General features: G+C 59.7%; 23 protein-coding genes. 14 read left to right on the forward strand and 9 right to left on the reverse strand.

Annotated features, from left to right (window positions below):
• Nucleotides 1-242: 242 nt before the first annotated feature.
• The 4 genes from ybaK to HDF15_RS13040 all read right to left on the reverse strand — a co-directional run bounded on the left by ybaK (nucleotide 243) and on the right by HDF15_RS13040 (nucleotide 3,103).
• Nucleotides 243-725 carry a Cys-tRNA(Pro) deacylase gene (ybaK, locus tag HDF15_RS13025; RefSeq protein WP_184256185.1) on the reverse strand — a complete coding sequence of 161 codons (483 nt, stop codon included), beginning with the start codon at nucleotides 723-725 and terminating at the stop codon, nucleotides 243-245.
• A 17-nt stretch (nucleotides 726-742) separates the two neighbouring features.
• Nucleotides 743-1,447, reverse strand: a complete 705-nt coding sequence (locus tag HDF15_RS13030; RefSeq protein WP_184256187.1) for an ATP-binding cassette domain-containing protein — start codon at nucleotides 1,445-1,447, stop codon at nucleotides 743-745.
• Nucleotides 1,448-1,454: 7 nt separating this feature from the next.
• Nucleotides 1,455-1,904: a cytochrome c maturation protein CcmE gene (locus tag HDF15_RS13035; protein ID WP_184256189.1), complete on the reverse strand. Its 450-nt coding sequence runs from the start codon at nucleotides 1,902-1,904 to the stop codon at nucleotides 1,455-1,457.
• Between the two features lie 80 nt (nucleotides 1,905-1,984).
• Nucleotides 1,985-3,103 (reverse strand): Gfo/Idh/MocA family oxidoreductase, encoded by a 1,119-nt coding sequence (locus HDF15_RS13040; protein ID WP_184256191.1) that lies wholly within the window; start codon nucleotides 3,101-3,103, stop codon nucleotides 1,985-1,987.
• A gap of 501 nt (nucleotides 3,104-3,604) precedes the next feature.
• Between HDF15_RS13040 and HDF15_RS13045 the strand changes: the two genes are divergently transcribed.
• From HDF15_RS13045 to HDF15_RS13055, 3 genes are all read left to right on the forward strand, one after another.
• Entirely contained in the window at nucleotides 3,605-5,101 is a 1,497-nt protein-coding gene (locus HDF15_RS13045; protein WP_184256193.1) for a TolC family protein, read from the forward strand.
• Between the two features lie 2 nt (nucleotides 5,102-5,103).
• On the forward strand, nucleotides 5,104-6,345 hold the full coding sequence (locus HDF15_RS13050) for an HlyD family secretion protein (protein WP_184256195.1): 1,242 nt from the start codon (nucleotides 5,104-5,106) through the stop codon (nucleotides 6,343-6,345).
• Nucleotides 6,346-6,517: 172 nt separating this feature from the next.
• Nucleotides 6,518-7,474 (forward strand): VTT domain-containing protein, encoded by a 957-nt coding sequence (locus HDF15_RS13055; protein ID WP_184256197.1) that lies wholly within the window; start codon nucleotides 6,518-6,520, stop codon nucleotides 7,472-7,474.
• A gap of 265 nt (nucleotides 7,475-7,739) precedes the next feature.
• Here the strand turns inward: HDF15_RS13055 and HDF15_RS13060 are convergent, their stop codons facing one another.
• Nucleotides 7,740-8,480 carry an energy transducer TonB gene (locus HDF15_RS13060; RefSeq protein ID WP_184256199.1) on the reverse strand — a complete coding sequence of 247 codons (741 nt, stop codon included), beginning with the start codon at nucleotides 8,478-8,480 and terminating at the stop codon, nucleotides 7,740-7,742.
• Between the two features lie 88 nt (nucleotides 8,481-8,568).
• On the opposite strand from HDF15_RS13060, the gene HDF15_RS13065 reads away from it, so the two are divergent.
• The 10 genes from HDF15_RS13065 to mpl all read left to right on the forward strand — a co-directional run bounded on the left by HDF15_RS13065 (nucleotide 8,569) and on the right by mpl (nucleotide 20,120).
• Nucleotides 8,569-9,867 (forward strand): acyltransferase family protein, encoded by a 1,299-nt coding sequence (locus HDF15_RS13065; RefSeq protein ID WP_409254876.1) that lies wholly within the window; start codon nucleotides 8,569-8,571, stop codon nucleotides 9,865-9,867.
• A gap of 48 nt (nucleotides 9,868-9,915) precedes the next feature.
• Entirely contained in the window at nucleotides 9,916-11,505 is a 1,590-nt protein-coding gene (locus tag HDF15_RS13070; RefSeq protein WP_184256203.1) for a UbiD family decarboxylase, read from the forward strand.
• 78 nt (nucleotides 11,506-11,583) lie between these two features.
• Nucleotides 11,584-12,267, forward strand: a complete 684-nt coding sequence (locus HDF15_RS13075) for an acyloxyacyl hydrolase (protein ID WP_184256205.1) — start codon at nucleotides 11,584-11,586, stop codon at nucleotides 12,265-12,267.
• A 59-nt stretch (nucleotides 12,268-12,326) separates the two neighbouring features.
• Nucleotides 12,327-13,190: an S-methyl-5'-thioadenosine phosphorylase gene (gene mtnP / locus HDF15_RS13080; protein WP_184256207.1), complete on the forward strand. Its 864-nt coding sequence runs from the start codon at nucleotides 12,327-12,329 to the stop codon at nucleotides 13,188-13,190.
• Between the two features lie 212 nt (nucleotides 13,191-13,402).
• Nucleotides 13,403-14,329: a PfkB family carbohydrate kinase gene (locus tag HDF15_RS13085; protein WP_184256209.1), complete on the forward strand. Its 927-nt coding sequence runs from the start codon at nucleotides 13,403-13,405 to the stop codon at nucleotides 14,327-14,329.
• Nucleotides 14,326-16,047 carry a hypothetical protein gene (locus HDF15_RS13090; protein ID WP_184256211.1) on the forward strand — a complete coding sequence of 574 codons (1,722 nt, stop codon included), beginning with the start codon at nucleotides 14,326-14,328 and terminating at the stop codon, nucleotides 16,045-16,047. The genes HDF15_RS13085 and HDF15_RS13090 overlap by 4 nt, the downstream gene beginning before the upstream one ends.
• 66 nt (nucleotides 16,048-16,113) lie before the next feature.
• Nucleotides 16,114-16,890 carry an MgtC/SapB family protein gene (locus HDF15_RS13095; protein ID WP_184256213.1) on the forward strand — a complete coding sequence of 259 codons (777 nt, stop codon included), beginning with the start codon at nucleotides 16,114-16,116 and terminating at the stop codon, nucleotides 16,888-16,890.
• Complete coding sequence (gene dapF / locus HDF15_RS13100) at nucleotides 16,887-17,702, forward strand: diaminopimelate epimerase (RefSeq protein ID WP_184256215.1); 816 nt, start codon at nucleotides 16,887-16,889, stop codon at nucleotides 17,700-17,702. Before HDF15_RS13095 ends, dapF begins: the two co-directional genes overlap by 4 nt.
• A gap of 55 nt (nucleotides 17,703-17,757) precedes the next feature.
• Nucleotides 17,758-18,651, forward strand: a complete 894-nt coding sequence (locus HDF15_RS13105) for an LD-carboxypeptidase (RefSeq protein ID WP_184256217.1) — start codon at nucleotides 17,758-17,760, stop codon at nucleotides 18,649-18,651.
• A gap of 2 nt (nucleotides 18,652-18,653) precedes the next feature.
• Complete coding sequence (mpl, locus tag HDF15_RS13110; RefSeq protein WP_184256219.1) at nucleotides 18,654-20,120, forward strand: UDP-N-acetylmuramate:L-alanyl-gamma-D-glutamyl-meso-diaminopimelate ligase; 1,467 nt, start codon at nucleotides 18,654-18,656, stop codon at nucleotides 20,118-20,120.
• On the opposite strand, the gene HDF15_RS13115 is transcribed toward mpl, so the two are convergent.
• Nucleotides 20,117-20,776 (reverse strand): leucine-rich repeat domain-containing protein, encoded by a 660-nt coding sequence (locus HDF15_RS13115; RefSeq protein WP_221314408.1) that lies wholly within the window; start codon nucleotides 20,774-20,776, stop codon nucleotides 20,117-20,119. The genes mpl and HDF15_RS13115 overlap by 4 nt on opposite strands.
• Before the next feature lie 116 nt (nucleotides 20,777-20,892).
• On the opposite strand from HDF15_RS13115, the gene HDF15_RS13120 reads away from it, so the two are divergent.
• Nucleotides 20,893-21,579, forward strand: coding sequence for a 1-acyl-sn-glycerol-3-phosphate acyltransferase (locus tag HDF15_RS13120; protein WP_184256327.1), 687 nt, complete (start codon nucleotides 20,893-20,895; stop codon nucleotides 21,577-21,579).
• A gap of 38 nt (nucleotides 21,580-21,617) precedes the next feature.
• Here HDF15_RS13120 and HDF15_RS13125 read toward each other — a convergent pair whose 3' ends face one another.
• The 3 genes from HDF15_RS13125 to HDF15_RS13135 are packed head-to-tail and all read right to left on the reverse strand — an operon-like array spanning nucleotide 21,618 to nucleotide 23,505.
• On the reverse strand, nucleotides 21,618-22,316 hold the full coding sequence (locus tag HDF15_RS13125; RefSeq protein WP_184256221.1) for an SPOR domain-containing protein: 699 nt from the start codon (nucleotides 22,314-22,316) through the stop codon (nucleotides 21,618-21,620).
• A gap of 23 nt (nucleotides 22,317-22,339) precedes the next feature.
• Nucleotides 22,340-23,020 carry an outer membrane beta-barrel protein gene (locus HDF15_RS13130; protein WP_184256223.1) on the reverse strand — a complete coding sequence of 227 codons (681 nt, stop codon included), beginning with the start codon at nucleotides 23,018-23,020 and terminating at the stop codon, nucleotides 22,340-22,342.
• Nucleotides 23,017-23,505, reverse strand: coding sequence for a hypothetical protein (locus tag HDF15_RS13135; RefSeq protein WP_184256225.1), 489 nt, complete (start codon nucleotides 23,503-23,505; stop codon nucleotides 23,017-23,019). The genes HDF15_RS13130 and HDF15_RS13135 overlap by 4 nt, the downstream gene beginning before the upstream one ends.
• Nucleotides 23,506-23,527 lie beyond the last annotated feature (22 nt).

Genomic DNA, 23,527 nt, shown 5'->3' on the forward strand with positions numbered 1-23,527 from the left:
CTGTACCTGGGGCTACGCTTGCCGCGAGCGAAAAACCGCTCGCGGCTGCGCTCCACCCCAGGCTGGTATGAGACGGGCCTTTGGCCCTAAAGATCAAAATCGGATTTTTCAGCGGCCTGTGAAACCGCGCTCTTCCGGTTCGTGCCTCGATCAGCTTTTGCACGGATCACTCTCTGTAATGGAAGTTTGCCCACGCATATTGGGAACGAAGTTGACCCAAGATGTTTGGCGGCCGGCAAGGATTACTTGGTGAGGTCTGCCAGTTCGGCGTTGGTGGCGCGGAGGTAGTCCGCGGGCTTCATGAGAAGCTGCAGGCCACGCTGCCCGGCGGAGATCGAGAGAATGTCGAAGAGCTCGATGGTCTCGTCGGCGAAGGCGCGGAAGGGCTTCTTTGCGGCCAGTACCGTGACGCCGCCGCGAATGTAGCCGGTGAGCGGTTCCACTTCTTTCAGTGCGGCCAGTTCGGCGTTGCGAGCTCCGGCTGCGGCGGCGAGTTTCTTGAGATCGAGTTCGCTATCGCCGGGAATGACGGCAAAGATGTGTTCCTTGTCGCTGGTATGGGTGAGCAGCGTTTTGAAGACCTGCTCGGGCGGCAGGCCGATCTTGTGCGCGACCGAGATCGCAGTGAGATCGTTGGGATCGACCTCGTAGGCGCGTAGTTCGTACGCGATGCCGAGGGAGTCGAGCAGGCGCGCGGCGTTCGTCTTGGTAGGCTTCGGTGGCATTGGGTTTCGAGAACGAGTTACGAGTTTTGAGCAGCGAGTTGCGAGATCTCTTCGCGTTCCGCGATACGGCCTTCGCGGAGGGTCAGGACCAAGCTGGCCAAGGGGCGTGCGAGTTCCGGCTGATGCGTGGTGAGCAGCAGCGTACGCCGGGTGCCCTTGACCGAGGGCGTAGCCAGGTAGTTTCTCAGGCGCTCAACCATGCTGCGGGCAGAGGCAGCGTCGAGATTGGAAAAGGGTTCGTCGAGTAGAAGCAGGTCAGGCTCGGTGAGGAGCACGCGGGCCAGGGAGGCGCGCTGGCGCATGCCCTGGGAGTAATCGCCGACGCGGCGAGGTAATGCGGGGTCCAGGCCAACGTCGCGTAGTGCCTGCTCCGGAGAGAGCGGGCGGGGAGCCTCGTCGGCATGAAGGCTGGCGAAGTATTGGAGATTCTCCAGGCCCGTGAGTTCGTCGTACAGCATCGTCGCGTGGCTCATGGTGGCGACGCGGTGGCGCTGATCGAGCGGTTTCCCGCCGAAGACCGAGATCGTGCCGTAGCTCGGGGTGGCGAGGCCGGCGACCAGCTTCAGCAGCGTCGATTTGCCCGCACCGTTCTCTCCGAGCAGGACGACGCTGGCTCCGGCCGGAAGACTCAGCGAGACGTCGCGGAGAGCGGCGAAGTTGCCGTAGAGGCGAGAGACGCGATGGAGGACGACGGCTTCGTCAGATGCAGGGAGACTGGTCACGGATGGGTTAGTTGTTGAGCTTTGCGACGTTCCCTGTGGGCGTAGCGTTGGGCTTGGCGGCAGGGGCGTACTTGCTGGCGCACTTGGCCTGGAGCTGGGTCGCGTGGAAGACGCCGTCACGGCCGTAGGTGCCGATGGCGAGGGCCTGGGCATCATCCTTGAAGGAGTCAGGCGGTGGCTCTGCGCCCTGGTAGTTCACGCGCAGCAGCTTACCCTGTTCCACCAGAGTGAAGGTAGCGTTGGTGCCGACGTGATTGATGCTGCCGGGCTGGACGTTGCCGGCCACGCGCAGGTGGCGTGTATAGGCCTTGTTACCCAGCTGTTGCAGCTCGCTGATGGTGACGTAGTACTGTTTGGAGTCGCCTGAGGCGGAGAGGGCGAGCCAGGCGACGGTCGCCAGAACGATCACGCCTGCGATGACGAACTTTACCGGGGACTTTTGGCTCTGATTCTTCACAATGCATTTAGTTTATCGCGAGCCCACCCATCGCATGACAATCCTGTGCGATGAATGGGCTCCCGACAAAAATCTGACAATTATTCGAAGGTAACGGGCAGGGTGCGGCGCTCGTGGCTGCTCTGGCGTGCCAGCTCCAGCAACTGGATGACGCGGTAGCCATCCTCGGACGGGATGGCCAGGGGAGCTTCGCCGCGAATGGCGTCGCGGACGTTGGCATAGAACAGCCGATAGTCTCCGGTGACGCTGGGATAGGGATTGCGGGCGATCTGTATGGGCTCTTGCAGGTCCGTGCCGACAGCCAGCGTGCCCCAGGCCGACTCGGCCTCGGGAAGCCAGGCCTCCGGAGACCCCAGTTGCGGGGGACGAGCGCCTCCGAGCAAGGCTGACTCCTGCGGATCGAGGCCCTGCTTGGTGTAGCTGCCGAGCGTTCCATGGACGCGGAAGCGGGGCGAGGCATTGGCGGCCAGCATGGTGGCATGGCACTCATAGCGCAGGCTGCGGGTGTCGCCGTTGGCGGATTTGACGTCGTATTCGAGGACGATGTCGAAGGCGTCATCGATATCGGTCTTGTCCCGGTCGGTGCGGACGCTGCCGGTGATGCGCGCCGGCAATCCGAAGAGCGCAACGGCCTGGTCGACGAGATGCGGCCCGAGGTCGAAGAGCAGGCCGTTGGGGTCGCCTCCAATCTCCTTCCATGTGCCCGCACGCTGCAAGGGGCGGAAGCGGTCGAAGTGGGCCACGACCTGGGTGATGCGGCCCAGCGTGCCTTCGCGATGCAGTTTGCTGACGGTGAGGAAGTCGGTGTCGTAGCGGCGATTGTGGAAGGGCGCGAGGATGCGGCCGTACTGCCTGGCGAGGTCGATCAGCGTGCGGGCGGCGGTGGCGCTGGTGGTGAGGGGCTTGTCGACGACGACGTGCTTGCCGGCCTGCAGGGCCTGGGAGGCCAGGTCGAAGTGGGTCTCGTTGGGCGTGCCGACGACGATGAGATCAATATTGGGATCGGCAAAGGCCTCTTCGGGAGAGCGCAGGATGCGGGCGGTGGGATAGGCGGCGGCTGCGGTGTCTCCGGAGCGCTGGACGATGGCCGTGAGCTCCAGTCCGGGAACCGCGGCGACGAAGGGGCAATGGAAGACCTTGCCGGCGAGACCGAAGCCGAGGACGGCGGTCCGAATGGGGGCGGGGGAGGGAGTGCTCATAGGGGCTATCGTACGAGAAGGAAACGGGAAACAGGAAACAGGGAGTGCCCTGGTACTCCGGGTGTGTTTATGAGCTCACGGCCAAAGCCTGTCATTTCGACCGACCAACGGGAGTGGAGAAACCCCTGTATTCTGCGACGCCTGCACTCGAAGAGCCCTTTGTGCTCGACGGCAGGCCTTACAGCGTGTGCCTTTGGCTTCTTCGGCCATACGAGCAGCCGCGAATACAGGGGTTTCTCCGCTCCCGTTGGTCGGTCGAAATGACAGGCTTTTGGGTAGGTCTGTAAGTACAGCCGTAGTGCCAGTCTGGTCGCATTTCATCTGAAACCTCGCAGCTCCTTCCGGGAACTGTTCGCTGTTCCTTGTTTCCTGCTCTTATGAATTTCCGCAGCAAGTTTTGCATACATCCCGGGGGAGGGTGCATCTAGTACTAGGAATAGTCTTTACGTCTGGCAGGAAGATTTATAACCGGGGCGTGGTAAACGATTTAGCATGAGAGATATGGTCAAAGTGAATAAGCGTGCGTTTCCCATCGCGCTCGCCCTTCTGCTGGCGGTGGCATGTGTTCCGGCAGTGGCGCAGAGCAGCGGCGGCAGCAGCACTACTGACTCATCCAGCAATATTCAGTCGGTGACGGCGGTGCAGCAGCAGCTTTCGCAGCCGGGGCCTAGCGTCACCCCGTCGAGTGCGGCCGATTCCTCTTTTCGCGGCAGTATCGTTCGTGACAAGGCGACCGGCGACGTATTGCAGTTGACGCTCGATGACGCGATGCAGCGTGGATTACGCAATAACCTCGGGCTGGTATTGCAGACCTCCAACGAAAAGTCAGCCAACGGACAGCGTTTGCAGCAGCTCCAGGAGCTTCTGCCGACCGTGAAGGGCTCGGCTTCGATCGAGGTGGAGCAGGTCAACCTGGCGGCGTACGGCCTGAAGTTTCCGGGGCTGAACCCGATCATCGGACCGTTCCAGGTGGTGGACTTCCGGGCATATCTGACGCAGAAGTTGGTGGATCTGCAGTCGCTCGAAAACTACATCTCCTCAAGACACAACTTTGAAGCGGCAAAACTCAGTGCACAGGACGCTCGCGACCTGGTGGTGCTGACGGTCGGCAATGCGTATCTGCTGTGCATTGCGGATGCGGCCCGGATTGAGGCCGTGAAGGCCGATATGGCGACCTCCAAGGTATCGCTCGACCAGGCGACTGCGGCGCATGAGGCGGGCACGAGTCCCAGGCTCGATGTGCTGCGAGCACAGGTGGACTATCAGAACGAGGATCAGAACCTGATTGCGACGACGAACCAGTTGGCCAAGGACAAGCTGGCTCTGGCTCGGGCGATCGGCCTGCCGCTGGAGCAGAAGTACGAGCTGGCCAATACGGAGCCCTTCGCGGCGTTAGATACTCCCGATCCCGAGACTGCCTTTCAGGCGGCGCTGAAGCAGCGCAAAGATTTGGCAGCGATGGCCGAGCAGTTGAAGGCGGCGCAGGCGGGCAAGAAGGCGGCTTTTGACAGCCAGTTGCCCTCGGCGAGCTTCAGTGGCGACTACGGCGATATGGGCACGACGCCGGGTCATTCCCACGGAACATTTACGGCGACGGGGCAGGTATCCGCTCCGATCCTGCAGATTGCCAAGACGCGCGGCCAGGAAGAGGTTGCCGGGGCGCAGTTCGATCAGACGCAGGCGAAGCTCTCCGACCAGGTGCAGCAGGTGAATGCGGATGTTCGCGATGCGATTCTCGACATCCAATCTTCGGCCAAGCTGGTTGAGGCGACCAAGAGCAATGTGGACCTCGCGCACGAAGCTTTGAGCGAAGCGCAGCAAAGATTCAAAGCGGGTGTCGAAGACAGCCTGCCGGTGTCGCAGGCCCTGTCTGCGGACGAGCAGGCGAACGATCAATACATCAGCGCGCTCTACCAGCACAACGTTGCGAAGCTTTCGCTTGCACGTGCGCTGGGTGTGGCGTCGACGAACTACAAAGATTATCTGGGAGGGAAGTAAGCGTGGCCGATCAGAACGAACAAAAGAATAATCAGGGCGCAGAGAACGCGCCTGAGGCGGAACCGGCACCTAAGAAGTCAAAGAGGGGCATTGTCCTGGTCGTGGTCTTGATCCTGGCGATTGCTGCGGGCTTCTATTTCTGGCGCTCCACCTTTACCGAGGACACCGATGACGCACAGGTCGATGGCGACCTGTACCAGGTCAGTGCGCGTGTTGCCGGCCAGGTGGTACATGTGGACGTGACGGATAACCAGTTGGTGAAGGCCGGCGATCCGATTGCCGAGGTAGATCCCAAGGACTTTGAGGTTGCCCTGGCTCAGGCCAATGCAAACCTTGCCAGTGCCCAGGCGGACCTCGAGCAGGCGAGAGTGAACCTGCCCATCACCCACGTGAATGTGCGTACCAGCGTTTCGACCTCCGGGTCGGATGTTCTGGGAAGCCAGGCATCGCTGTCACAGGCTCAGGCCAATGTGGCGGCAGCCCAGTCTCGCGTGGACCAGGCCCAGGCCAATGCTGTGAAGGCCCAGTTGGATGTGGACCGTTACACGCCGCTGGTGGCCAAGGACGTGATCTCCAAGCAGCAGTTCGACGCTGCGGTGCAGCAGGCTGCGGCGACGAAGGCCGCGCTGGCTGAGGCGGAGCGTTCGGTCAAGGCGCAGCAGGACCAGGTAAGCTTCGCTCAGCAGCATGTGGCGCAGTCGATTTCACAGGCCCAGCAGAGCGCTCAGAACGCTCCCGGTCAGGTGAAGGTGCAGCAGGCACGCATCCAGGCGGCAATCGCCGAGGTGGCGCAGGCCCAGGCCAAGGTCGACCAGGCTCAGCTGAATCTCGGCTACACGAAGATTGTTGCCCCGATTTCGGGTATCGTCAGCAAGAAGAATGTCGATGTAGGCGAGAACCTCAGCGTTGGGCAGGATCTATTGACGGTAGTTCCGCTGGACAACCTGTGGGTCACGGCAAACTTCAAGGAGACCCAGCTCAAGCAGATGAAGGTGGGGCAAGAGGTCGATCTGAAGGTGGATGCGCTCGGCGGACGGAAGTTCAAGGGCGAATTGCAGCAGATTGGCGGAGCCACGGGCTCGCGGCTCAGCCTGTTTCCGCCGGAGAACGCGACGGGCAACTATGTAAAGGTGGTGCAGCGTATCCCCGTTCGCATCAACTTTACGAACCTGGAAGCCGAAAATAAGGACCACGCGCTGCGGCCGGGCATGTCGGTCACACCGGATGTAACGGTAAAACAATAATCGACTGCTGGTTGCTAACGGACGAAACGTAGAGCCGTCCAAAAAACAAGACGAGAAGAGACAATGGCCCGGAGCAATCCGGGCCTTTTTTTCTTTATGCGACTCGCAAGGTTTGCGAACATCTACTTAGCATCAGAACAAGTAAGTTTATATTGCTTGGAAGGGAACACTTATGACTTGGATGATGGGCTTACTGCTGCGTCACACGTACTCAGTGATATTTGGCTGGGTATTTGTGGAGCAGGCCGGGCTGCCGATTCCCAGTATTCCTCTGATGCTGGCTGCGGGAACCATGAGCGCGGCCCATAAGGTGCACGTCGCCTATGCACTGCCGGTGGTGATGCTGGCGTGTCTGATCGCCGATTCCATGTGGTACTTCCTGGGCAAGCGCTACGGCACCAAGGTACTGGATCTGCTGTGCCGATTTTCTCTGGAGGCTGCAACCTGCGTGAGCAGGACGCAGGGATCGGTGACCAAGCGCGGCGCCTTCACGCTGCTCTTTGCGAAGTTCGTCCCCGGCTTGAGCACGATGTGCGCACCCATTGTGGGGCAGGCAAAGATTCCCTATCCGACCTTTGTTATCTATGACATGGCCGGTACGCTGATCTGGGCGAGCGTGTGGCTGTTTGCCGGACGCTTCTTTGGCGATCTGGCCAAGCGCAGCAGCGATTTCTTTGCCGTGTTGGGGCATTTCGCCGGCCTGCTGGTGGTGTTGATGGTGATTGGCGTCGTAGTTTACCGGTTGGTAAAGCGGCGTCAGTTTGTCACAGAGCTGCGCGGACTTCGGCTGGAGCCGACCCAGTTGCTGGCCATGATCGACGATGCCAAGCGGGAGGGTAAGGAGCTTCCGTTCATCGTGGATCTGAGGCATCCGCTGGACCTGCTACCCGATCCCCGCGTGCTGCCCGGTGCCCTGCGGATTGGGCCCGATCAGTTGAAGGAACGCAGCACGATGATCCCGCGCGATCGCGATATCGTTCTTTATTGCACGTGTCCGAGCGAGGAGACCAGCGCGAAGGTGGCGATGGAGTTGCGCCGCATGGGCGTGCGGCGGGTGAGGCCGCTGCGTGGTGGCCTGCAGGGATGGAAGGATGCTGGCTTCCCGTTAGAGATTATCGAGCTGGTCTAGGGAATGTCTAAAGAAGCGGCGACTGCACTTTTGCTGTTGATTCTGAGATAGGCCTGGGTTTTAGCCCAGGCATTACGAGACAAACACGAAGGGGCTTCAGCTCCTGGGCAATCCTTCTATCCGTTGGTATTTCTACCTGTGGATAGGAGTGCATGTCCCAGGGGCTGAAGCCCCCTTTATTGACTGTCTTGAATGTCCGGGCTCAAGCCCGGACCTATCTCAGAAGCAACGACAAAGCAGATGTTGGATGGTTCTATAGCGACATCTAACCACTGATTTTAAAAGAGATGCTGAATGTAGTTTCGACCTCGGTGGGTTGGTTGTTCAGCAGATACGGGCGGTAATGGGCTGAGCGGACGGCTTCAAGAGCCGCAGCCTGAAGCATGGCCGGGCCGCTGACGACGTGGGCGCTTTCGATGTGGCCGGTCTTGGCGATGACGGCCTGTATGATGACCGTGCCTTCGGTACGGGAGAGCTTTGCGATCTGCGGGTAGTCAGGGCGGATGGGCGCGAGCAACATGCCGCTTGAGACTCCTGAGGAGATATGCGTGGGGCCTCCTTCTCCCGTCTTTGGAGTTGCTACGACGACATGTGGAGAGGAACTGCCGCCGGGGTCCAGGCTGAACGGCTGGCTTGGTGTGCCCATGCCAAGGCCCAGTGGGTTGGCTGTTGGAGCGTTGCTGGGGGAGGTGCTTTCTATGAAGGTGCGAGTGACCCCTGAAGGCGCATTTGTAGCGGGTGCCGTGGGCGCCGACATGGGGGAACTGGATGCGCTTTCCATGCGAACCCGTGGACGAGGCGGCGGCGGCGGGGGTTGAGGTGGGCGTGGCGGCGGCGCGATGAGCGTCATCATGGGCGCGCGCAGCTTGATGGCTTCCGGATGGAGCAGCGGCACAGCGATGATGGTGGCGGCGATGGCTGCCTGAATGGCAACCGAGATCACGGTAGGCCAGCGATTGCGGGCTTTTAAAAGTGTGGTGGATTCGACGAGAGATCCTTCAAACATGGCGGCACCCCGATGTGAGATCGATGGCGCATCCAGGCGAGGAATGCGATTACTTGCTTAGACACCGCTGTGAAGCTTGATGTTCCCCTTGCATCTGAAGAGGAAGCGATTTGAGTTCGCCGTGACGGGGCAGGGTGTTCGCGAGATGATAGGACAGATGGCTATTACGCAGACGGTTTCGCAAACAGTTTCGCAAACAGAGAGAATGGTTTCGAAGCCGGGACGTGTGTTGTCGGTGGACGTGCTTCGTGGCATCACCATTGCGCTGATGATCCTGGTCAACGATCCGGGAGATTGGGATCACCTATTTGGGCAGTTGGACCATGCTCCCTGGAATGGCTGGACGTTGACCGACACGGTCTTCCCGTCATTTCTGTTCCTGATGGGCGCGTCGATCATCTTCTCGCTGCAGTCGCGCATCGCCCGGGGGAACTGCAAGGGCACGCTCGCCGGGCACCTCTTTGCGCGCGCGGGAAAGATTCTTGCACTGTACTGGGTGCTGGCCTTCTTCCCGAGAATGCATTGGACCATCCGCTGGTTTGGCGTGCTGCCGCGCATCGCGCTGTGCTACCTGCTGGCGGGCCTGGTGCTTCTGGCGACGCGACGGGTGCGTGTGCTGGTTGCGATCATCGCGTTCCTCCTGGTGGGCTACTGGGTACTGCTGCGGTGGGTCCCTGTGCCGGGACTGGGGATGCCGATGCGGGACATTCCGTTTATGGATCAGAACGCAAACCTGGCCTCGTGGATAGACCGCGGGGTGAGCTCCTGGTCGCTGCGGTGGCTGCATACAGGCACGCTGTATCGCAAGACGAGAGACCCAGAAGGCCTGCTGAGCACCCTGCCCGCAGTGGCTACGACGCTGCTGGGGGCTTTGGCTGGGATGTGGATGCTCAACGGCCAGCGCGTGGCGAATGGAATGCGCCGGATGCGCGTTGGACTGGCGGCGATGGGAGTGGCTGGAGTCGCCGCAGGAGTTCTCTGGTCGCGATGGTTCCCGATCAACAAGAACCTTTGGACCTCAAGCTTTGTGCTGCTCATGGCCGGATGGACGGCGCTCGCACTCGCGGGATGCTCGTGGCTGATCGACGATCGGCCTCAGCCCTGGCCGCGCTGGCTGCGCATTTCGAGCTGGCCCTGGCTGGTATTTGGGTCCAATGCGATTGCAGCGTTTACGGTATCGGTCATCCTTGTGAAGGTCCTGCTGTTCTTTAAGATTGCGGATTCGGACGGCGATAAGAACAACCTCTGGGGTGTGATCTATGAGTCGGTTTTTGCGAGGAATGGATCGACGAACTGGACATCGCTGGCATTCGCGGTAAGCTTCGTGGTGATTTGTTTTTTACCGAACTGGTGGTTGTGGCGGAAGAAGATCTTTCTGAAGCTGTAGGGCTTGGTTCGGGAGTGAAGATGGCAACGGTAACAAGAGGAGAAGATTTTGGGATACGAAAGCTTGCGGGATTGGTTGAAGGCACTGGATCGGGCGGGCGAGTTGACGCGCGTCAAGGCGGAGGTGTCGCCGATCCTGGAGATGGCGGAGTTGGCCGATCGGGCGTCCAAGAGCGGCAAGGGCACTGCAAAGGCCGGTGGACCGGCGCTGCTATTTGAGAATGTGACCGGCTATAAGGGCACGCAGGTGTTGATGAACCAGTTCGGCAGCGAGAGGCGGATGAAGATGGCGCTCGAGGTCGACAACCTGGACGATATCGCCAAGCGTATCGAGACGCTGCTGCACCCGGTCGCTCCTGCGGGTTTCATGGACAAGCTCAAGATGCTGCCGATGCTGGCAGAGGTTGGAGGGTTCTTTCCGAAGCGGATCGAGGCGAAGAACGCGCCGTGCAAGGAAGTCATTCTGCGGGGTGAGGACGTCGACGTACTGAAGTTTCCGGTGCTGCAGACCTGGCCGCAGGATGGCGGACGGTTTATTACGTTGCCCTGCGTGGTGACGCGCGATCCCAAGTCAGGGAAGCGCAACGTCGGCATGTATCGCATGCAGGTCTATGACGGAAAGACCACGGGCATGCATTGGCAGCGTCAGAAGGTTGCCGCGGAGCACTTTCGCGAGCGCATGCGTGGGGCGACCCAGGATGCTGCTGGGGCTGTCGATGTCATGGCTCTGACCGCGGGCGGAACGACGGCGGCCGTCGATACCAGCAGTGTTCCTCAGACCGTGCTGACGAAGATTCGCGGCGAGCGGATGGAGGTGGCGGTAGCCATCGGCACCGATCCGGCGACGACGTTTTCTGCGATTGTGCCTGCACCCCCTGAGGTGGAGGAGTACCTGATCGCAGGCTTCCTGCGCCAGAAGGCTTTGGAGATTGTGAAGTGCGAGACGGTCGATCTCGAGGTTCCGGCGACGGCGGAGATCGTGCTCGAAGGCTATGTCGAACTGGGCGAACTGCGTACCGAGGGACCCTTCGGCGATCACACGGGTTTTTACACGATGCAGGACGAGTACCCGGTATTTCACATCACCTGCATCACGCATCGCAAAGACCCAATCTATGCGGCGACGGTAGTGGGCAAGCCTCCGATGGAGGATGCATGGATGGGCAAGGCCGTCGAGCGCATCTTCCTGCCGTTGATGAAGCTGACGCTGCCGGAGATCGTCGATGTGAACCTGCCGGCGGAGGGGGTGTTCCATAACCTGATGATCGTGAGTATCCGCAAGAGCTATGCGGGACAGGCGCGCAAGGTGATGAACGGCATCTGGGCGATGGGGCAGGCGATGTTCACCAAGTGCGTGATCGTCGTCGACGAAGACTGCGATGTGCAGGACGTAGCCGAGGTGACTCTGCGGGTGGCGAACAACATTGATCCGGAGCGCGACATCCAGTTCACGCTGGGACCGGTGGACTCGCTGGACCACGCGTCGCGGCTGCCAAACTTCGGCAGCAAGATGGGGATCGACGCGACACGGAAGTGGGCTGCGGAAGGGTTTACTCGTCCCTGGCCGCAGATGTTGACGATGCCGGCAGAGGTAAAGTCGAAGGTGGATCGTATCTGCAAAGGGCTGGGGATTGAGTAAAGAATTCAAGAAACCGGGGATTGAATGCGAATTCGCATATGCGGAGTGGTTCTTGGCTGTCTAGTCTTTGCAGGGAGCATGTTTGCTCAACAAACAGACGCATTCAGCAGGAAGAACACGTGGACTGTTTTCGCGGAGTACTCCAATACTTCAAGCCATATCGTTGCGGGCGCGGCACGACAGAGAAAACTTGCCGATCTGGGCTTTGCGTATACACGGCGTGTTGTGCGATTTTGGGGAACTGACCTGAGCTATCAAATTGAACTGCGTCCGGTGATGTTTGAAAGCGATCCTTTACAGATCACCAGGTACCAGTTCACCCCTTCAGGAATAAGTTCGCCATCTCCGGCCTCTGAGACGCAGACCACAGCGGTGGTGTCTCCATGCCAACCCGGTTCTGGAAAGAGTATTTTCCCCGGCGAGACAGAGACCTATAACACCACCTGCGGCAGACAATGGACCTTTGGAGAGGGCTTTTCTCCGTTTGGCTTTAAATATTCGATGAGAACTCGGCACAAGATACAGCCGTTTCTCATCGGAACGCTGGGGTACATGTATACGAGCCGACCGGTGCCTGTTTCCGATGCGGAGTCCTTCAATTTCCTCATCGATGCGGGCGCGGGCGTAGAGGTTTTTCGTTCGAAGACGAAGTCGATTGCGGTGGAATGCCGTGTGCATCACTTTTCCAATTGGGACACGGCTCAAGCCAATCCTGGAACGGACAACGTGATGTACAAAGTGTCTTACAGCTTCGGGAAATAGCGTGGACGGTATACTTTTCAAGGCACTAGTACGCTGATTTTGATTGTAGGAGACAGGGCTTGTCGAAGGCAGAGATTGGAATTATCGGTGGCAGCGGTTTGTATGGCATGGCAGGACTTACGGAAGTACGCGAAGAACGTGTCGAGACACCGTTCGGAGACCCCAGCGACCCGTTTGTTCTCGGCAAGCTCGAAGGCCGCAACGTTGCCTTCCTGGCACGGCATGGCAAGGGCCATCGCATTCTGCCAAGTGAGTTGAACTTCAAGGCGAACATCTACGCGATGAAGAAGCTTGGTGTGACGAGCATCCTGAGCGTGAGCGCGGTAGGCAGCCTGAAGGAAGAGCACAAGCCTACGGACTTTGTGATTCCCGATCAGTTCATCGACCGTACGTTTGACCGCACGGCGACGTTCTTTGGCAACGGGGTTGTAGGCCATGTGGGCTTTGGCGATCCGGTGTGTCCGATCGTGAGCGATGTGTTCATGAAGGCTTGCGAAGAAGTCGGTGTCGTCGGCAAGAAGGGCGGCACGTACGTGTGCATGGAAGGGCCGCAGTTCTCGACGCGCGCGGAGTCTAACCTGTATCGCTCGTGGGGTGCGGATATCATCGGCATGACCAACCTGCAGGAGGCGAAGCTCGCCCGCGAGGCTGAGATCAGCTATGCGACTCTGGCGATGGTGACGGACTACGATTGCTGGCGCGAAGGCCACGACGATGTGACGATTGACCAGGTGATTGCGGTGATGCATCAGAATTCCGGCAACGGGCAGAAGGTTGTGAAGGCGGCCGTGCGACTGATGCCCTCGGATCTGAGTGCAAGCCCCGCACAGACGGCCGCGAAGTTCGCGATCATGACCGATAAGGCGGTTATTCCGGCAGAGACGAAGGCAAAGCTGGATGTGCTGTTTGGGAAGTATTGGTAGAGCAAATCTCCTGTTGCTGGGAAGTCGAATCGGGCGTGCAGTGCCGTTTTTCTGGGGAAAAACGGCCATAAGTGTCGTGGTTTCGCTATACCCTACAGGAGATTTGCTTTAGTTCGGCGGGTTTTGGGGATTTGAACAGCTAAGAGCCATGAGGGGTTGAGCGAAGAGGAATGCTTTTCGCTTGGCTTGCATGGTGATTTGAGGGAGAAGATTTGGCGATTCTGGTTGTAGGTTCGGTGGCGTTCGATTCTCTGGAGACGCCCAGCGGCAAGCGTGAGCGAGTGCTGGGCGGTGCGGCGACGCACTTTGCCTTGGCGGCAAGTTTCTTTACCGATGTGCGTGTTGTCGGCGTGGTGGGGGAAGACTTTCTTCCTGCACACGAGGCGGTGTTGACGGCCAAGGGCGTGGATACGACGGGCATCGAGCGCGCTCCAGGTTTGAGCTTTCACTGGACGGGCAGTTATGTGAAGGACCTGAATGCAGCGGACACGCTGGCGACAGATCTGAATGTATTTGCGGAGTTTTCGCCGAAGATTCCGGCGAGCTACGAGGATTCGGACTATCTCTTTCTCGCGAACATCGATCCTGTGCTGCAGGCACAGGTGCGGTCGCAGATGCCCCATGTGAAGATGGTGGCGGGCGACACGATGAACTACTGGATTGGAGCTCATCGCGAGAATCTGTTGAAGGTGCTGCGCGAACTGGATGTCCTGCTGATTAACGACGCTGAAGCTCGGATGTTGAGCGGGGAATCGAATGGGCTGCGTGCGGCTGAGAAGGTTATGGAGCTGGGGCCGAAGTCACTGATCGTGAAGCATGGCGAGTATGGTGCAACGGCCTACTTCAGCGCTCGGAGCTTTGGTGACGGCGTAGCGCGGCGGCCCTTCCGTTCGCCGACGATGCCGCTGGGCGAGGTGATGGATCCGACCGGCGCGGGCGACTCGTTTGCAGGCGGGTTCTACGGTTATATCGCTTCGCAGAAGACGTTGACGCCGGAGGTATTTCGCACGGCCATGTTCTATGGCAGCGTCATGGGTTCATTCGCCGTGGAGCAGTTCGGTACGGAGCGTCTTCAGAAGACGACGAAAGCTGAGATCGAAGAGCGCTTCGCGCACCTGAAGGAGATATCTCACCTGTGAAGAGAGCCCGTCGAGAGCCGTTTGCAAGGAAGATAGAGCGGCGGCGATTTTGGCTGGAACAGGCGCCCGGATATAACCCCGAGGCGGTGCAGCCGGTCGTCCGCGGGGAGACTTATGCCCTGTTTACGACGGGAATCATATTGGGCTTCTTCGCGCTGATGGTTTGCTATGCGAAGGGCTATCTGCTGCTCTACGGCGATGCCGTTGCCCACCTAGGGATCGCCCGGCGGATCGTAGACGCGCGCTATCCGGGCCTTGCGCAGTTGGGCGGTGTTTGGCTGCCCTTGCCGCATCTGCTGATGCTGCCGTTCATCGGCAAGATGTCGATGTGGCAGAGCGGCATGGCTGCGGTGCCGATGTCGGTGCTGACCTATGCCGCCAGCGTTGCCGGCATGTGGCGGCTGGGCCGCCGGATGCTGCGTCCGCGCTGGGCGCTGGTGGCGACGGCGTTCTACGCCCTCAATCCGAACCTGCTGTACCTTGCTACGACCGCGATGACCGAGACGGTATTTCTTGGGCTGCTGGTCTGGACCGTCGTGGTAACGATGGAGGGCATCGCGGCTTTGCGTGCCGGGCAGGTGGGGGTGGCTCGCATCCGCATGGTGGTGGCAGGACTGTTGATCCTGGGGCAGGTGTTTACGCGCTACGATGGCTGGATCGTCGGCGCAGCCGTATGGTGCTGGTTTGCGGTTGCGGTCTGGCGCAGTGAGGAATCGCTTCGACAGCGTGTGATGCCCACATTCCTGATCTTTACCGTCATGTGCGTTGCGGGGCCGCTGGCATGGTTCTGGTACAACCATCATTTCGAGCATGACTGGCTCGACTTCCTGCGTGGACCGTACTCGGCGAAACAGATTGAGCGCAGGACCGCGCCTCCAGGGCAGCACTACCGCGGCTGGCATAACGTCGGCTGGGCAGCGCTGTTTTATACGCGAACGGCACAGATCGATGCAGCGGCGTGGGAGACGGGATTTGGGCTGATGCTGGCCGCGATCTATGGTCTCTGGCTGACATGGAAACGGCGTGCGACGGCTGAAGCCCGCAGCCTTGCGGAGTCTGTTGCTCTGCTGCTGTGGGTGCCGCTGCCGTTTTATATTTACTCGGTTGCCTACGGTTCGGTGCCGATCTTTATTCCTCAGCTCTGGCCGCACTCCTATTACAACGCTCGCTATGGCATGGAGATGTTGCCGGCGTTGAGTCTTTATGCGGTGCTGGCGGCGGAGAGGCTGGATGTGTGGCTGCGCACGAAGACCGAAGGAAAGCTGAAAACCAGTGCACAGCTCTGGCAGCCTGTGGCGTTGTTGCTTTGCGCGGTTAATTGCGCCGTGATGGTCTATCGCATTCCCCCGGTCCTCAAAGAGGGCATTGTGAATGCGACGACACGCGTCCCGTTTGAAAAGCAACTGGCGATCGTGATCGAAGAGTTGCCTCCGGATGTCCCCATCATGATGTCGACTTCGGCTCATATCGGCGTCGTTCAGGTTGCTGGCCGGACACTGCGCAGCATGGTCAGCGAGAACGATAACGACTCCTGGCAGGCGGCGCTGGCCGATCCGGCCGGTAAGGCTGACTACATCTTCGCGATGGAGGGTGATCCGGTGGAAGCGGCGGTGAAAGCGCATCCGCAGGGATTGACCGAGTTAGAGGTGATCTGCACGACGGGCCAGCCCTGCACGAAGGTCTATCACTCGACTGTCTGGAGCGCGGGCGCGAAGTAGTTCAATTATTACCGGGACTCACACAGGGTACGTACCTCGGTGCCGTCAGAGTAGTATCCTGACCCGATGGTAGATCCAAGCCACATCCACTTCTCGACGTTCGAGCAGCTCATTCTTTCGGGGGCCGCGACTAAGCGACTGCTGATGGCCTGCGCGATGGGCGGCATCGTGGGCATCGAGCGGGAGTGGCGGCATAAGGACTCAGGGCTGCGCACGAACCTGTTGATCTGCATGGGGTCGGCGCTGTTCACGATCATGAGCGTGGTGCTGGCAGGGGATTCCACGGCGAACCATGGGCAGGTGGCCGCCAATATCGTACAGGGCGTTGGGTTCCTGGGCGCCGGGTTGATTCTGCATACGAAGAATCGTGTGCTCGGGTTGACGAGTGCGGCGACGGTGTTTGTGGTGGCGGCGATCGGCATGACCTGCGGGGCTGGGCTGTACATTGAGGCCCTGATCGCTACAGTGCTCGTGCTGATCTCGCTGCAGGCCGTGGGCGCGGTGGAGAGCAAGCTGGGATGGAAGCGCTACCCGATGATCTATGAGGTACGCGCGGATGTAGGGTCACCGCTGCCTCGGGCGATCGTAGGAGAGGACAAAGCCGAGGCACTGGCGGAGGACGTCGCATCTGCCTTGCATCGGATGCAGCGTGCGATCTTGAAGGTGCTGGACTCGGCGGGACAGCGGTTGTCCGTGCTGGATCGCGATAACGTGGCCGGCATAGAGCGGGTTGCCTTTACGGTCGTGGCGACTCGCCGCACGCACGATCGTCTGCTGAAAGAATTGCGTGCGAGTGATGCGACCGACCAGGTGGCAGTGTTTCGAGATACGGAGGAAGAGTGAGCGGGATTGGGTTTGTGAAGGCGCATGCGTGCGGCAATGATTTTCTGATCATGGATGAGAGTGACGGCAAAGGGCGTCATGCCGTGTTGGCGAAGACCTTGTGCGCGCGAAATACCGGCATCGGTGCGGATGGGATTGAGTTTCTTGACCGCCGCGCGGATGGCACGTATTTCCTGCGTCTCTTCAATGCGGATGGCAGTGAGGCCGAGTTGAGCGGCAACGGCACACGCTGTGTAGCCGCGTGGCTGGCGGCGAGTGAGGGTCTCAAGAACGTCGCGTTGGGAACGCACGGCGGCGTACGGACCTGCCGTCTGGTAGAACGTCAGGGCGCGCAGTGGTGGATCGAGAGCTCGATGGGTGTGCCGCGCGTGATGCCGCGGGCGATCCAGGTGAAGGGTGTGCAGGGAGTGATCGAAGGCGCGATGGTCAATGTGGGGAATCCCCACTACGTGATCTTCACCGATCAGGAGGGCTTTCGTAGCCACGGCATGAGCTGGCAGGAGCTTGGTGCAAAGATCAGCGTCGATCCGCTCTTTCCGCATGGAACCAATGTGGAGTTTGTGCGGGTGCTGGAGGACGGAGAGATTGCCTTCCGCATCTACGAACGCGGCTGTGGGCCAACAAACTCAAGCGGTACAGGAACGTGCGCCTCCGCGGCCGCAGCGATGACGCTGCGTGAGACTCCACGGGCTCTAACCGCGATCGCGCAGGGTGGAACGCAACAGGTCGTATGGCCGGACAGCACGAGCGAGATGCTGCTGATGGGGCCGGCGGAGATCATCTGCAAGGGCGAAGTGGAGTTTGGCGGGTGAGAGAGGTTTTGGTGCTTTCAGTTTCGAGAGTCGAGTTTCGAGTGGCGAGTTTCCTATGCTGTTGAGACAGGGAAGTCGTGTTGCGGTGGTTTCGCCTGCGTCGGCGGCGAAGGCGGAGCTTGTGGAGCGTGGCGTTGAACGGCTCCGCGGGTTTGGGTATGAGCCGGTGATGATGCCGCATGCCCTGGCTCGTGGTCCTCTGTACTATGCGGGAACTGCAGAGCAGCGCGTGGCGGATCTGCATGAGGCTTTTGCGGATTCTTCGATTGAGGGAGTTCTTTGCACGCGCGGCGGCTGGGGATCGGCGGAGCTTTTGCCTCTGCTGGATCGTGAGTTGATTTGCGCGAATCCCAAAGTGTTTGTCGGATATAGCGACCACACGTCTCTGCATACGTGGTTCTGGAATGAGTGCGGCATGCGCACGTTCTATGCTCCGATGGTTGCGGCGGACTGGTCGAAGGACGACGGCGTGGACGAGCGCACATGGCGTGCTTCGATTGAGGGTCACGGAGCGTGGAGCGTGGGTGCTGAGGATGGATTGCGTGTTCTGCGTAACGGCAGTGCGGAAGGGCGGCTGCTGGGGGGATGCCTGGCGATTCTGGAAGCAGGGTTGGGAACGCCGTGGTCGTTGAGGCTCGAAGAGCCTACCGTGTTGTTCTTGGAAGATATCGGGACCAAGCCGTACCAATGGGACCGGATGCTGCAGCACCTGAAGTTTGCGGGCATGATGAAGAATGTGCGGGGCGTTGTGCTGGGTGATATGAGCGCGAACGTTCAACCGACCGAGATGGAGTTGCTGGAGGCCGCGTGTCTCCATGCCCTGCGCGATTTTGAGGGCCCCATTACGATCGGCCTGCAAAGCGGCCACGTGTCGATGCGGAACCGTTCTGTTCCGCTGGGAGCCTGGGTCGCGATGAAGAAAGCTGAGATGAAGGAAGTGGCGGGCTGACGATGGCGAAGCATGTGCATTTGATTGGGGTGTGTGGAACGGCGATGGCGTCGCTGGCAGGGATGTTGCGGGCGCAGGGACATCGTGTCACGGGCTCGGACATGGCGGCGTATCCTCCGATGAGCGATCAGCTGCGGGCGATGGGGATTCCCATCATGGAGCCTTATAGCGAGAAGAATCTCGACCCGCGGCCGGACCTTGTGGTGGTCGGCAATGCGATCTCGCGCGGCAATCCGGAGCTGGAGCGTGTGCTGGATGAGCGGATTCCCATGACGTCGATGGCTGCCTTGATTCACGATGAGTTTCTGCAGGATCGTGAGTCCCTGGTCGTCTGCGGAACGCATGGCAAGACGACCACGACCAGCATGCTGGCGTGGATCTATGAGACGGCAGGGATTAGGGAACAGGGATTAGGGATTAGGGAAGACGACGCTGCAAGGTGGACCCCATCGTTTTTGATTGGGGGCGTGGCGGAGAACTTTGGCACGAGCTTCCGGGTGCAGGAGGGCACGCGGCCCTTCATCCTTGAAGGCGATGAGTATGACACGGCGTTCTTCGACAAGGGGCCGAAGTTTTTGCACTACTTTCCCGATGCCGCCATCCTGACGCATGTCGAGTTCGATCACGCGGACATCTATACGGACTTGAATGCGGTCAAGACGGCCTTCAAACGCATGGTGAATCTCATCCCTCGGCGTGGCCGGCTATTGGCTTTCGATGGCAGCGAAAACGTGACTGAGTGTGCGGCGAAGGCGTTTTGCGCGGTGGAACGCTATGGCTTCAAGGAAGATTCGTATTGGCAGGCTGTCGATATGAAGCATGAGGGCGTCGTCACCACCTGGACGCTGTTGCGCGGTGGAGTGGAGTTTGCGAAGCTGCGGCTGCCGATGGCCGGCGAGCACAATGCACTGAATGCCACGGCTGCGGCTGCGCTGGCCGCAGGGCAGGGTATTCCTGTGGAGGCAATCGTCGAAGCGCTGGCTACCTTCAAGAGCGTGAAGCGGCGGCTCGAGGTGCGGGCCGAGGTGGCTGGTGTGACGGTGATTGACGACTTTGCGCATCATCCGACGGCTATTCGCGAGACCTTGCGAGCGCTGAAGAGCGCCTATGCGGGGCGGCGGTTGTGGGCTGTGCTCGAACCGCGTTCCAATACGCTGCGTCGCAACGTCTTTGAGCGTGAGCTGGTGGAGAGCCTCTCGCTGGCAGACGAAGTGGTACTGGCGGGAGTCTTTAAGAGCGATGCGATTCCGGTGTTGGAGCGGTTGGAGCCGGAGCATGTTGTCGATGCGTTGAATGCGAGACAGGTTCCTGCGGTGCTGTGTGCCGATGCCGATGCGATTGTGGCGGAGGTTACGCCGCGAGTGCGCGCCGGAGATGTGGTGGCGATCCTGTCGAATGGCGGTTTTGGCGGGATTTATACCAAGTTGCCGCAGGCGCTGGAGGCTGCTGTAGCGGGATCGCTGCTCTAGTAGTAAACGGCACAACCTCGCGCTTCCAGTGTGGCGATCCACTCCGGAAACACGAAGTCGGTGACCCAGCGGAGATCGAGTTTCTCCAGTCGCGGCAGTTCAGCGACCGAGGCGGGCAGATGCTCAATTGGGTTTCCACGGAGATCGAGTTGGCGGAGTTCGCGCAGCGCCGAGATTGCGTCAGGTAGTCTGGTCAGCTTGTTGTTCCTGAGATGAAGCTCGCGCAGTTGGGAGAGCTGTCCAAACGATTCAGGCAATGAGGCAATGGCATTGTCTGTGACCCGGAGTTCGATGAGGCTTGCCATGCCGCTGACGCATTCAGGAAATGCTTCGAAGGCGTTGCTGCTGATGTTCAAGTAGCGCAACCGCGTCAGCCCTGCGAATGTAGCTGGCAGCGAGGCGAGACGATTGTCGTGCAGGTAAAGAAAGTCGGTCAGGTGAGGTAGCTGTCCGAGGGATACTGGAACCTGTGTGAGCTGGTTGTGCCCCAGATCAATCATGCGGAGTTCCTGGAGCTGTCCGATCTGGTCAGGGATCGAAGAGAGGTCGTTGTCAGCCAGGATCAGGGCTTCAAGTTCGTGTTGCTCCCAGACGTACTCGGGGACGGACCCGAGGTGCTTCTTCCAGAGGTTCAGCGTCTTTGCTATATCTCTCAAGGATTCATCCTAATGGCTCTTTTATGACCGATGAGAGGGAACAGGCATAAGAGAGAAGTTGAATCGGGCCACTGGAGAGCACGATATCCTAAAGGAACATGTTTGCTGCTCTTCGGATGTTGTTTGTGTTCGTAACTTTAGGCGTGCCGGCTGCGCTGGTGGGAATTCCGTGGTCAGCCCTGCGGGGTAACTTCCGCGCCATGTACCGGTGGGGAATGGGAACGGCCCGTTTGGGCATACGCGCGGCGGGAATTCGTGTGCGTATCGAGGGCCTGGAAAATATCCCACAAGGCCGCTCCTGCATCTTCATGAGCAATCACGTGTCGAACCTCGACGCGCCGGTGTTGCTGCCCTCCATTCCGGGTATGGCCAGTGTGTTTCTGAAGAAAGAGCTGATGCGCATCCCGCTGTTGGGAACGGCGATGCGTATGGGAAAGTATGTTCCGGTGTCGCGCGGGCACTCTAGAGAAGAGGCCCGCAAGAGCGTAGAAGCCGCAGCAGACGCGTTGCGTTCAGGCATGCACATCTTCGTGTTTCCTGAGGGGACGCGATCGCCGGATGGAAAGCTGTTGCCCTTCAAAAAAGGCGCGTTTTTTCTGGCGGCGGAGACAGGGGCGCCCATGGTTCCAATCGTGATTCGTGGAACCGAACGCATGATGAGCAAAGGCAGCTTGAAGGTTATCCCCGGCGAGGTAGTTGTGCGATTTCTTCCGGTGATGGAGCCTGAGGACTTCGCCACACGCGAAGAGTTGATGGCTGCTGTGCGCGGTGAGATGGAACGGGCCCTGGCACAGGGGATTTGATTCAGCTACGAGCAACGAGGCGTTGAGTGGCGAGGGAGTTACTTGACGATGGCGTTGTAGCCGTCGGCGAGCAGGCGTTGGCGCATGGCGTCTGCGTCCTTGTGATTGCTGAAGGGGCCGACCTGAATATGGATCAGCTTATCCTGTGGCTCGCTATGGGCTGCGACGGTATACCCCTTACGCTGCAGCGCGCCGACCAGCAGACTGGCGTCTTCCTGATGGGAGACGGCGGCTACCTGTACAACGAAGGAGCCTGCTGGAGTTGTCGAGGGAGTCGGTGGAGGCGTTGGGTGACTGCTGGAAGCTGACTCGGATACAGGAGCCGGCTTTTTGGCGGGGACAGGCGTCTCGGTCGCAGTTGTCGTAACCGGGACATGAACGGGTGCTGCGGGCCGTGGGCTGGGTGCTTCCGGCGTATCCTCTGTGTCGTCTGATTCGTTCGTTGCGGCTACCGGTTTAATCGCAGGAGCGTTTGTGTGACCCGCTGGAGAGCCTGCCGCGGGTTTGAAGGTATTGAATGTGGTCGAGGAAGCATCGGAGGTATCCGATGTGTCGGACGCGGCGGATACAGGAGGGGCCGATTTATGGCCCATGTTGTAGCCGAAGGCGAAAAACAGCGCGCACAACAAAGCAAGACCGAAAAAAATACCGAGAACTGAACCTGTACCCAGGGTCAGTTCCCGATGGTTTTGCCGGCCTTGGAGATCGTCATCGTCGTCGTCAAGAAGGTGACTCATGGAAGTATGAAGACTCCGGAAGATCAGAAGCGCATATAAAAGCCGACAGTGGGCTCGGATGTGATGGTGTGCTGCTTGATCGTGTAATAGTTCTGGCCGAAGTCGGGAGCCAGGTAGAAGAGTTGGCGGAAGGAGGCGCGCAGGCCGAAGTGGCTGGAGAAGTACTCCTGCTGGATGCCCGCCGAATAGTAGTAGGTGGCACGAGCCTGAGCCTGCGAGGTCAAGCTTTCACCGCCGTGCAGGGTCGGTTTGAATTCTGTAGTACCCAGACCCGCAGAGACAAAGGGTTGAAAGCCGAAGATGTGGTGGGCGGGGGTGACGATGTAGCCGAGAGTGTATTCGTTAGCGCCCGTTTGAACGGCGATCGGGGGCTGTGGATACGAGAAGTTCTCGGTATAGCGGGCATAGCCGAAGTTGAACTCGAAGCCGACGAGGGGTTTCACGATATAGCGAATGTTGACCAGAGCGCCGACGGTGTTGGAGGGCTGCTGCGTGAGGAAGCAGGGCAGCGTTGGGGCGCAGTCTGGCGCATCGGGACGAAGAACCGGCCCGGAGACGGTCTTGTTGAAGATGCCAGCGCCGCTGATGCCGAGGTCGAGGCGGGAGAGATGACGGTCGAGCGCCGACACCTGCTGAGCGCCGGCGTTGCCGAACGTGGATGCCAATAAGGCTGCGGCGAGGAAGAGCGAAACTTTGCGAATCAAGACTTGAGGGCTCCGGGGCGCGAAGTGCGCGCTCGTTCTAAGTCTAAACCCTTGTTGGCTCGGGCGCGGCGGGCTAGACGGGTGAGTAGTGAGGTTCCTGCTCCCAGGATGAGACCGCAGCCCGTGGCAACGGCGACATGGACGTGAGGTTTGACTGCTCCGGCGGTGAGGTGCAGGAAGCCAAAGATCAGGGCAGCGGTTGCTGAAACTGCAAGTAGCAGAGGCGTTTGACGCAGCAGGTCGAGCAGCAGCAGGCTTATAGCGATAGCCATAAGGACGACGCCGGAGACATTTATAGGCGAATGGAGGAGTGCTGCAATGGCCAATAGCGTCATCAGGAGACCTACCGCGCCAGGGAAGATCGATCCAGGCCGATTGAGTTCGAGATAGATCATCAGCAAGCCGAGGGTGAAGCAAAGGATGGCTGTGTCCGGAGAGAGCGGAAGCCGCGGAGCGATTGCCATGGCGGTGCTGGCGAAATACAAGGGGATCTCCACTTCGCTACGC

This window comes from Granulicella mallensis (assembly GCF_014203225.1).
GTDB classification, from domain to species: Bacteria; Acidobacteriota; Terriglobia; order Terriglobales; family Acidobacteriaceae; genus Granulicella; species Granulicella mallensis_A.